The sequence below is a fragment of the Phytobacter sp. V69 genome, assembly GCF_965644215.1.
In the GTDB taxonomy this organism is placed as follows: domain Bacteria; phylum Pseudomonadota; class Gammaproteobacteria; order Enterobacterales; family Enterobacteriaceae; genus Phytobacter.
Window position 1 is genome coordinate 1 of record NZ_CBFFRL010000180.1, and the last position, 9,459, is coordinate 9,459.

Consider the following 9,459-nt stretch of genomic DNA (forward strand, 5'->3'; position numbering starts at 1 on the left):
ACAGCTCAGCTAAGGTAAGGCTAATACAGCTAAGGACTCCACTGAACCCCACCGATTAAATCGCACCTTCCTTAAATAAATACACCACAGCAATAATGAATTGCGTTTTTACCCAGCTTTAATGAATACATTCTCTGGTGTGTATATGATGAATAATCGTTGTTCTGTGAAATACTGGTCGTGGATGAGCGCGTTTTCTTTTTCCCTGTTTTTTTGGGGAGAGCTCATCTGGATATGGTTATCCTAATCAATTGAAAAACCTCGCTCAGGCGGGGTTTTTTGCTTTTACTCTCCAGCACTTGCCCGCCTGACAGTCAGATTTAGCCATTTGAGTTGTTATAAAAACGTTACGACATGTTTGTGTTATCTTTAATACAGACCCTGATAACAATCAGGGTTTCGCAATCCTGTGATTAAGGAGGAGCATATGTCGTCGACCCTACGCGAAGCCAGTAAGGACACGTTGCAGGCAGAGAATAAAACTTATCACTACTACAGCTTGCCGCTGGCCGCAAAGGAACTTGGGGATATTGCGCGTCTACCCAAGTCGCTAAAAGTACTACTCGAAAATCTCCTGCGCTGGCAGGATGAAGATTCTGTCACCGAAGAAGATATCCGTGCCCTGGCCGGGTGGCTGAAAACAGCCCATGCCGATCGTGAAATCGCCTATCGCCCCGCCCGAGTTCTGATGCAAGACTTCACCGGCGTACCGGCCGTGGTTGACCTTGCCGCCATGCGTGAGGCTGTTAAACGCCTCGGTGGCGACACCGCCAAAGTGAACCCGCTTTCCCCTGTTGATCTGGTTATTGACCACTCCGTCACCGTTGACCATTTTGGTGATGATGACGCCTTTGACGAAAACGTGCGTCTGGAGATGGAACGTAACCACGAGCGCTATGTCTTTTTGCGCTGGGGGCAACAGGCATTCAGCCGCTTTAGCGTTGTGCCGCCCGGTACCGGGATTTGCCACCAGGTGAATCTGGAATACCTCGGCAAAGCGGTGTGGAGCGAATTGCAGGGCAAAGAGTGGGTGGCGTACCCGGACACGCTGGTCGGGACCGACTCGCATACCACTATGATCAACGGCCTCGGCGTACTGGGCTGGGGCGTTGGCGGGATTGAAGCCGAAGCGGCGATGCTGGGCCAACCGGTCTCCATGCTGATCCCTGACGTAGTGGGCTTCAAACTGAGCGGCAAATTACGCGAAGGGATCACCGCCACCGACCTCGTCTTGACCGTCACCCAGATGCTGCGTAAACACGGCGTGGTGGGCAAATTCGTCGAGTTTTATGGTGACGGGCTGGACTCGCTGCCGCTGGCGGATCGGGCGACCATCGCCAATATGGCACCAGAATATGGCGCAACCTGTGGCTTTTTTCCCATTGACGGCGTAACGCTGGAATATATGCGTCTGAGTGGGCGCAGTGAAGAGCAGGTCGCGCTGGTTGAGGCTTACGCTAAAGTGCAGGGGATGTGGCGTAATACGGGCGATGAGCCGGTATTCACCAGCACCCTTGAACTGGATATGAACGACGTTGAAGCCAGCCTTGCCGGGCCGAAACGACCGCAGGACCGCGTGGCGTTAAGCGATGTGCCGAAAGCCTTTGCCGCCAGCACTGAGCTGGAGCTCAACACCGCACAGAAAGACCGCAAGCCGGTGGAGTACGTGTTTAAAGGCGAAACACACGAGCTTCCCGACGGTGCCGTGGTGATCTCGGCCATCACCTCCTGTACCAACACCTCGAACCCGAGCGTTTTGATGGCGGCGGGGCTGCTGGCGAAAAACGCGGTGAATGCCGGGCTGAAACGCCAGCCGTGGGTCAAAGCCTCACTGGCCCCGGGTTCTAAAGTGGTTTCCGACTATCTCGCTCAGGCGAAATTGACGCCGTATCTTGATGAGCTGGGGTTCAATCTGGTGGGCTACGGGTGTACCACCTGTATCGGTAACTCGGGACCGCTACCCGAACCTATCGAGCAGGCAATCAAGCAGGGTGATTTAACGGTTGGCGCGGTGCTTTCCGGTAACCGTAACTTCGAAGGACGCATTCATCCGCTGGTGAAAACCAACTGGCTGGCGTCGCCGCCGCTGGTGGTGGCCTATGCGCTGGCGGGCAATATGAACGTCAACCTGGCCACGGATCCGCTGGGGCACGATCGCAAAGGTGACCCGGTCTATCTGAAAGATATCTGGCCATCCAGTCAGGAGATCGCCCGGGCGGTTGAGCAGGTTTCTACCGCGATGTTCCATAAAGAGTATGCCGAAGTGTTTGAAGGTACGCCGGAATGGAAAGCGATTCAGGTAGAAAGCTCCGACACCTACGGCTGGCAGGATGATTCAACCTACATTCGCCTGTCACCGTTCTTTGACGATATGGAAGCCACGCCAAAACCGGTTGAAGATATCCGCGGCGCGCGCATTCTGGCAATGCTGGGTGATTCCGTGACCACCGACCATATCTCGCCGGCGGGCAGCATTAAGGCCGACAGTCCGGCAGGACGTTATCTGCAAAGCCACGGTGTGGAGCGGCGGGATTTTAACTCCTACGGCTCGCGTCGCGGTAGCCATGAAGTCATGATGCGCGGGACGTTCGCCAACATCCGCATTCGTAACGAAATGGTGCCGGGTGTAGAAGGGGGAATGACCCGTCATTTGCCGGGTGACGAAGTGGTCGCCATTTATGATGCAGCGATGCGCTATCAGCAGCAAGGCACGCCGCTAGCGGTGATTGCCGGTAAAGAGTATGGTTCGGGTTCCAGCCGTGACTGGGCAGCGAAAGGGCCACGTCTGCTGGGCGTGCGGGTGGTGATTGCGGAGTCTTTTGAACGTATTCACCGCTCGAACCTGATTGGGATGGGCATACTGCCGCTTGAGTTCCCGCAAGGCGCGACGCGTAAAACCCTGGGGCTGACGGGGGAGGAGAAACTGGATATCGCCGACCTGAATCAGCTTAAACCTGGGGCAACTATCCCGGTAGTGCTAACCCGTACTGACGGTACGCAAGAGGTGCTAAATTGCCGCTGTCGTATCGATACGGCTACGGAGCTGACCTACTACCAGAATGACGGCATCCTGCATTACGTAATTCGCAATATGCTGCATTAAATGTGAGATGCCGGGTGGCGAAGGCCCGCTACCCGGCATATTCAGACGTTACTCGCTTAGCAGGTGACCCATCTTCGCGGCTTTGGTATCGAGATAATGCGCGTTTTTCGGATTACGTCCGACAATTAACGGCACACGTTCTACGATATTGATGCCAGCTTCGGTGAGGATCTCGACTTTGAGCGGGTTGTTGGTCAACAGACGTACTTCATCCACACCCAGCAGTTTGAACATATCGGCACATAGCGTGAAGTCACGTTCGTCGGCGGCAAACCCTAACTGATGGTTTGCTTCAACGGTGTCGTAGCCTTGGTCCTGCAGCGCATAGGCGCGAATTTTATTGAGTAGGCCGATATTACGACCTTCCTGGCGGTGGTAAAGCAATACGCCACGGCCTTCCTCTGCTATATGCGTCAGTGCTGCTTCCAGTTGAAAACCGCAATCGCAGCGTAAGCTGAACAGCGCGTCACCCGTCAGGCATTCTGAATGGACTCGCGCCAGAACCGGTAACTGCCCGGAAATATCCCCAAAGACCAGCGCAACATGATCTTGCCCGGTTGCCAGTTCTTCAAAACCCACCATCAGGAAATCGCCCCATGGGGTTGGCAGTTTGGCTTCTGCCACGCGTTTAAGCTGCATGTGATTCTCCAGATTTATGCTGGCCGTCAGACGATTGGCCTTTTGTATAACCGCATTTTGCCACAATGCGCTTTACATCACTAACCACCTCCTGACACATTGCTGGTAAAACGCACAAATCTGGCACTTTTCCCGAAAATGTTATTTATCAGTTATGATTGTCAGGCCGAAGATTAAAGGAGAAAAGATGCTTTCCATTGCAAAGCGCACGACGGTCGGTGCGGGATTATTGTTAATTATGCCTGTTGCCGTGTGGATGTCTGGCTGGAACTGGCAGCCTGGTGAAAACAGTGTATGGCTGCGCGCGATGTACTGGATAACGGAAACCGTAACCCAACCCTGGGGCATCATCACCCATGTCGTCCACTGCGGTTGGTTTCTGTGGTGCCTGCGTTTTCGCTTAAAACCGGCATTGATGCTGTTCGCCATTTTGGGCTGTGCGATCCTCGCCGGTCAGGGGGTGAAATCCTGGGTTAAAGAACGGGTACAGGAGCCCCGGCCATTTGTGGTCTGGCTTGAAAAAACGCATAATATTCAATCTGATGAGTTTTACAGCCTGAAACGAAAAGAACGCAGTCATCTGGTAGAAGAACAGCTTATCAACCAGGTGACCATTCCTGAGTTTTTACGCAAACACTGGCAGAACGAGACGGGGTTTGCGTTCCCTTCGGGCCACACGATGTTTGCCGCCAGCTGGGCGCTGCTTGGAGTTGGTCTGCTTTGGCCACGTCGTCGGACCTGGACTATTGTTGTGCTGCTGCTGTGGGCAACTAGTGTCATGGGGAGCCGATTATTGCTCGGCATGCACTGGCCACAGGATCTGGTCGTCGCGACGCTGATCTCCTGGCTTCTGGTGACGGTCGCCACCTGGCTTGCCCAGTGCGTATGCGGCCCACTTACACCGCCAGTGGAAGAAAAGCAGGAAATAGCCGAAAGAGAAGAGCAAGAACGTTGAAATTCTCGCTTTAGACCCTAAATCAGTATGAGGCGTTACGCATTTCCGTTTCGCACCAGGCGCTAAAATGGTAGTTTATAAGGCTGGATGCAGTCGGTTGAACATAACTTATTCGCTCACAACCACATAACGGGAAGTAATGTGAAATATTTACTCATTTTCTTACTGGTGCTGGCGATTTTTGTCGTTTCGGTCACCCTTGGAGCGCAAAACGATCAGCAGGTGACCTTCAATTATCTGCTCGCCCAGGGCGAATATCACATTTCAACATTACTGGCCGTTCTCTTTGCTGCAGGTTTTGTGATTGGCTGGCTAATTTGTGGTCTGTTCTGGCTACGCGTACGCGTCTCTCTGGCACGTGCGGAGCGGAAAATTAAACGACTCGAGCATCAACTTGCGCCTGCTACCACGGCTACTGTGAATCCCGGTACGCCGGTAGTGAAGGAATAATCGTATATGTTGGAGTTGTTGTTTCTGTTGTTACCTGTTGCGGCTGCATACGGCTGGTACATGGGGCGCAGAAATGCTCAACAATCAAAGCAAGACGAGGCGAACCGGCTATCGCGTGATTACGTAGCCGGGATGAACCTGCTCCTGAACAACCAACAAGATAAGGCGGTGGACCTGTTCCTCGATATGCTCAAAGAGGATACTGGCACTGTCGAAGCTCATCTTACCCTTGGAAACCTGTTCCGCTCGCGTGGCGAAGTAGACCGCGCTATCCGTATTCACCAGACCCTGATGGAAAGCGCGTCGCTCTCCTATGACCAGCGCCTGCTCGCCGTGCAGCAGTTGGGCCGTGACTATATGGCTGCGGGGATGTATGACCGTGCGGAAGACATGTTCAACCAGCTTGTCGACGAAACCGATTTTCGCGTTGGCGCATTGCAACAGTTGCTGCAGATTTATCAGGCCACCAGCGACTGGCAGAAAGCGATTGATGTAGCAGAGCGCCTCGTTAAGCTCGGCATAGACAAACAACGTGGCGAAATCGCCCATTTCTACTGCGAGCTGGCGTTGCAGCAAATGGGCAATGACGATATGGATCGGGCGATGGCGCTGCTGAAAAAAGGCGCCGCCGCCGACCGCGACAGCCCTCGCGTGTCGATCATGATGGGCCGCGTGTTCATGGCGAAAGGGGAATACGCCAAAGCTGTTGAAAGTCTGTTGCGTGTTATCGAACAGGACAAAGAACTGGTCAGCGAAACGCTGGAGATGCTGCAAGTGTGCTACCAGCATCTGGGCAAAAATGACGAATGGGCCGCGTTCCTGCAGCGCTGTGTGGAAGAGAACACCGGTGCCACCGCAGAATTGATGCTCGCCGAAATCATGGAGCACCGAGAAGGCCAGGATCCTGCTCAGTTGTACGTCACGCGTCAGTTGCAGCGTCATCCGACGATGCGGGTCTTCCACAAACTGATGGACTATCACCTTAACGAAGCAGAAGAAGGGCGCGCGAAAGAGAGCCTGATGGTGCTGCGTGATATGGTGGGTGAGCAAATTCGCAGCAAGCCGCGTTATCGCTGCCATAAATGTGGTTTTACCGCGTTTACCATGTACTGGCATTGTCCGTCATGCCGCGCCTGGTCAACCGTTAAGCCGATTCGCGGCCTGGACGGGCAGTAATTTTTAAAAAAACCTTATTTTAGTTACAACATACTATTTGGGTCTACACTTTCAATCATGTAATACCGTGCCAACATCGCTTCGCAGCTGATGAATGGAACCTGTCAATTCCGCGTAGTCACAGGTAGAATGCTCGCCGTTTATTATTCGCGCCTGAGCGGGTGCCCTCATTAAAGAAGGTCTCATCATGACGTCTACTGCTTCATCTATTTCCCGCGCGTTAACATCTTCTCCGGTCGTGGTCGCACTCGACTACGATAATCGTGATAAAGCCCTGGCCTTTGTCGACCGCATCGATCCCCGTGACTGCAGACTGAAAGTCGGTAAAGAGATGTTTACGCTGTTTGGCCCGCAGCTGGTTCGCGACCTGCAGCAGCGCGGTTTTGATGTGTTCCTGGACTTAAAGTTTCATGACATCCCAAATACGGCAGCTCATGCGGTAAAAGCCGCGGCAGAGTTAGGCGTGTGGATGGTGAACGTACATGCTTCCGGCGGCGCACGCATGATGACCGCAGCAAAAGAGGCGTTACACTCTTTCGGTAACGATGCGCCGCTGCTGATTGCGGTAACGGTGCTCACCAGTATGGAAGCCAGCGACCTGCAGGGGTTAGGCATTAACGCCACGCCGGCGGAACACGCGGAACGGCTGGCGGGGTTAACCCAGCAGTGTGGTCTGGATGGCGTGGTTTGCTCGGCACAGGAAGCTGTGCGTTTCAAAGCGGCGTTCGGTAAAGAATTTAAGCTGGTCACGCCGGGTATTCGTCCGCAGGGCAGCGACGTGGGCGATCAACGCCGAATTATGACCCCGGAGCAGGCGCTGGTAGCGGGTGTAGACTATATGGTCATTGGTCGCCCGGTGACACAGTCTGCAGATCCGGCACAGACGCTGCGCGACATTAACGCATCTCTTAGCCTGGGGGCATGATGAGCGATAACAATAGCCGCCTGGTGTATTCCACGGAAACCGGGAGCATTGATGAAGAAAAAGTGCGCGTTGAGCGTCCTAAAGGTGATGGGGTTGTGCGCATTCAGCGCCAGACCAGCGGTCGCAAAGGGAAGGGCGTGTGCTTGATCACCGGCGTCGATGGTGATGACGCCGCGTTGACTACACTGGCCGCAGAATTAAAAAAGAAATGTGGTTGCGGTGGTTCGGTCAAAGATGGCGTAATTGAAATTCAGGGTGATAAGCGCGATCTGCTTAAATTATTACTGGAAGCGAAAGGAATGAAAGTCAAACTGGCGGGCGGTTAAGACTGACCGCCAAAGATAAAGGCCGCGATAGGGATCGTGGCCTTTTTTTTATACTGCGTATTCAGACCTGAAAGAAAGTATCTTTATTCTGTTTTAGGTGCCGTGTTGAAACCAATTACTTACCAACCTGGTGACCGATGATACCGCCCACCGCTGCGCCACCCAGCGTACCCAGCGTGCTACCGTCAGTTAAGACAGCACCACCCAGAGCACCTGCGCCTGCACCGATTGCCGTATTACGATCGCGTTTTGACCAGTGACCGCATGCACTCAGAGACATTGCCAGGGTTACAGCCAGCAGAGCGGCCGCCATTTTTTTGCTTGTTAACATCATAATACTTTCTCCTGAATGGTTGATTCACGGAAAAGTGTTCTCTTTAAGTATAGTGCCTGTGGCCTGTCCTAAAGACTTTCCGTAAAACCTTGTTGCGCAGATGTTACTAAAATCACGCGTGTGATAGTCACGTCCTGTTATATCGCTGAATATAATTTTACGACTGAACATGTTTACCGGCAGGGTAAATAATCTTAATTGGCGGGTCGGAATAGTCTCAGATATGAAGAAGATAGCCCGGCTGAGTGGGCTGTTTCTATTAGAGTGAAGCAGAGGTGTTGACGATATCAACAAGCAGGCCAGATTCCTGTAACTGGTGCTGTGCGTCAGCGGGGATGCCCGCATCGGTGATCACACGATTAAAGCGATTGCCCATGCCCAACGTGTACGGATGTACGGCGCCAAATTTGGAGCTGTCGGTCAGGACAATGGCTTCGTTGCCTTTCTCCAGCACCGCGTTGACCACGTCAGAGCGCATCATATCTCTGCCGGTAAAACCGGTCTCAGGCTGCCAGCCATCGATACCGATAAACGCTTTGCTGAAATGCACTTGCTGAACATATTGGCGGGTCAGCGGGCCGACGACGCTTTCACTTTTCTTCTGGTAGATACCGCCCAGTAGAATAACATCACACAGGGCATCTTTGAGCAGATGTGCAATGTAGCTGCTGACCGTAATGATGGTAATGCCACGTTGTTCGCCCAGACGGCGAGCCAACAGGGCGTTGCAGCTACCGTTTTCAATGAACACCGTTTCACCATCGCTCACCAGTGAAGCGGCGTAATCCGCCAGCTCACGTTTTACGGTGTAGTTATTCATCATGCGCGTTTCAACGTCATCGCTGTCCAGCGGTACGGCGAAACCGTGCGTACGACGCAGATAGCTCTGTTTTTCCAGGGTATTGAGGTCCTGCCGGATGGTCACTTCGGAAACGCCCGTCATTTTTGACAGATCCGAAACGCTCATCCGTCCCTTATCGATTACCGTTTGCAGTATTAGTTGTTGTCGGGAGTTCATAGCCACTACTTTCAGAGTCGTTACGTCTATTAATAAAAAGCCATAACGGAGCCACGATCCTGCGGTCCGCTATCGCGAGAGGGTATCAGTCAGACTTCCCAGGGGGTTTTAGGGTTGCCGGCAGACGCGGGTTGATTCGCATTATCAAGGTGCTGCAACTCAGCCTTCAGAATCTCCAGGTTACGAATGGCGGATTGGTAATCCCCTGCAACCAGAATGTCCAGCACGGTGTCGAGCCGCCCTGTCAGTTGCTTTACATCAATGTCAGCCATGTCTTCACCTTTATGTTTGAAAATTAACAAAATGAATGATGCAGAAAACAGTGTAAAAAGAGAAGGGGAAAAGCGAAATCTCAAAATATTATAAGTACCAATTATATATTCATTAAGTTACATACAGCTCAGGTTGTTGCTGGATTAGTCTTGCTCTGCGCGCACCGCGCTTTTATTACCGGAGGATTAGATAGTGTCGTCACGAGGATAAAAATCATTGATAATAGGGCCTTCTAATCAGAAGGCCCTATTATCATGACT

At 52.7% G+C, this 9,459-nt stretch carries 11 protein-coding genes; 7 read left to right on the forward strand and 4 right to left on the reverse strand.

What is annotated here, in order from left to right:
• Positions 1-148 precede the first annotated feature (148 nt).
• Together ymiC and acnA are read left to right on the forward strand one after the other, a co-directional pair.
• A complete protein-coding gene (gene ymiC, locus ACSZPU_RS20065; RefSeq protein ID WP_499002456.1) occupies positions 149-247 on the forward strand; it encodes a small membrane protein YmiC in 99 nt (32 codons plus the stop codon).
• A 180-nt stretch (positions 248-427) separates the two neighbouring features.
• Entirely contained in the window at positions 428-3,103 is a 2,676-nt protein-coding gene (acnA, locus tag ACSZPU_RS20070; protein ID WP_499002433.1) for an aconitate hydratase AcnA, read from the forward strand.
• 48 nt (positions 3,104-3,151) lie between these two features.
• On the opposite strand, the gene ribA is transcribed toward acnA, so the two are convergent.
• Positions 3,152-3,742 (reverse strand): GTP cyclohydrolase II, encoded by a 591-nt coding sequence (ribA, locus tag ACSZPU_RS20075; RefSeq protein WP_039076933.1) that lies wholly within the window; start codon positions 3,740-3,742, stop codon positions 3,152-3,154.
• A 187-nt stretch (positions 3,743-3,929) separates the two neighbouring features.
• Between ribA and pgpB the strand changes: the two genes are divergently transcribed.
• From pgpB to yciH, 5 genes are all read left to right on the forward strand, one after another.
• Positions 3,930-4,697, forward strand: a complete 768-nt coding sequence (pgpB, locus tag ACSZPU_RS20080; RefSeq protein WP_499002437.1) for a phosphatidylglycerophosphatase B — start codon at positions 3,930-3,932, stop codon at positions 4,695-4,697.
• Positions 4,698-4,838: 141 nt separating this feature from the next.
• Positions 4,839-5,147 (forward strand): LapA family protein, encoded by a 309-nt coding sequence (locus ACSZPU_RS20085; protein WP_499002440.1) that lies wholly within the window; start codon positions 4,839-4,841, stop codon positions 5,145-5,147.
• A 6-nt stretch (positions 5,148-5,153) separates the two neighbouring features.
• Positions 5,154-6,323, forward strand: coding sequence for a lipopolysaccharide assembly protein LapB (lapB, locus tag ACSZPU_RS20090; RefSeq protein WP_499002441.1), 1,170 nt, complete (start codon positions 5,154-5,156; stop codon positions 6,321-6,323).
• Between the two features lie 187 nt (positions 6,324-6,510).
• Complete coding sequence (gene pyrF, locus ACSZPU_RS20095) at positions 6,511-7,248, forward strand: orotidine-5'-phosphate decarboxylase (protein ID WP_499002444.1); 738 nt, start codon at positions 6,511-6,513, stop codon at positions 7,246-7,248.
• Positions 7,248-7,574, forward strand: a complete 327-nt coding sequence (gene yciH / locus ACSZPU_RS20100; RefSeq protein ID WP_499002447.1) for a stress response translation initiation inhibitor YciH — start codon at positions 7,248-7,250, stop codon at positions 7,572-7,574. Before pyrF ends, yciH begins: the two co-directional genes overlap by 1 nt.
• A gap of 115 nt (positions 7,575-7,689) precedes the next feature.
• Here yciH and osmB read toward each other — a convergent pair whose 3' ends face one another.
• The 3 genes from osmB to yciZ all read right to left on the reverse strand — a co-directional run bounded on the left by osmB (position 7,690) and on the right by yciZ (position 9,198).
• Positions 7,690-7,908: an osmotically-inducible lipoprotein OsmB gene (gene osmB / locus ACSZPU_RS20105; RefSeq protein WP_039076988.1), complete on the reverse strand. Its 219-nt coding sequence runs from the start codon at positions 7,906-7,908 to the stop codon at positions 7,690-7,692.
• Positions 7,909-8,167: 259 nt separating this feature from the next.
• On the reverse strand, positions 8,168-8,926 hold the full coding sequence (gene yciT / locus ACSZPU_RS20110; protein WP_499002451.1) for a DNA-binding transcriptional regulator YciT: 759 nt from the start codon (positions 8,924-8,926) through the stop codon (positions 8,168-8,170).
• An 89-nt stretch (positions 8,927-9,015) separates the two neighbouring features.
• Entirely contained in the window at positions 9,016-9,198 is a 183-nt protein-coding gene (gene yciZ, locus ACSZPU_RS20115; RefSeq protein ID WP_499002453.1) for a protein YciZ/DeoL, read from the reverse strand.
• Positions 9,199-9,459 lie beyond the last annotated feature (261 nt).

What these genes read in the sequence shown, in the direction of transcription:
- yciT (WP_499002451.1), bottom strand. Translation starts at nt 8,926, where the DNA reads ATGAACTCCCGACAACAACTAATACTGCAAACGGTAATCGATAAGGGA.
- ymiC (WP_499002456.1), top strand. Translation starts at nt 149, where the DNA reads ATGAATAATCGTTGTTCTGTGAAATACTGGTCGTGGATGAGCGCGTTT.
- osmB (WP_039076988.1), bottom strand. Translation starts at nt 7,908, where the DNA reads ATGATGTTAACAAGCAAAAAAATGGCGGCCGCTCTGCTGGCTGTAACC.
- yciH (WP_499002447.1), top strand. Translation starts at nt 7,248, where the DNA reads ATGAGCGATAACAATAGCCGCCTGGTGTATTCCACGGAAACCGGGAGC.
- acnA (WP_499002433.1), top strand. Translation starts at nt 428, where the DNA reads ATGTCGTCGACCCTACGCGAAGCCAGTAAGGACACGTTGCAGGCAGAG.
- pyrF (WP_499002444.1), top strand. Translation starts at nt 6,511, where the DNA reads ATGACGTCTACTGCTTCATCTATTTCCCGCGCGTTAACATCTTCTCCG.
- yciZ (WP_499002453.1), bottom strand. Translation starts at nt 9,198, where the DNA reads ATGGCTGACATTGATGTAAAGCAACTGACAGGGCGGCTCGACACCGTG.
- ribA (WP_039076933.1), bottom strand. Translation starts at nt 3,742, where the DNA reads ATGCAGCTTAAACGCGTGGCAGAAGCCAAACTGCCAACCCCATGGGGC.
- pgpB (WP_499002437.1), top strand. Translation starts at nt 3,930, where the DNA reads ATGCTTTCCATTGCAAAGCGCACGACGGTCGGTGCGGGATTATTGTTA.
- lapB (WP_499002441.1), top strand. Translation starts at nt 5,154, where the DNA reads ATGTTGGAGTTGTTGTTTCTGTTGTTACCTGTTGCGGCTGCATACGGC.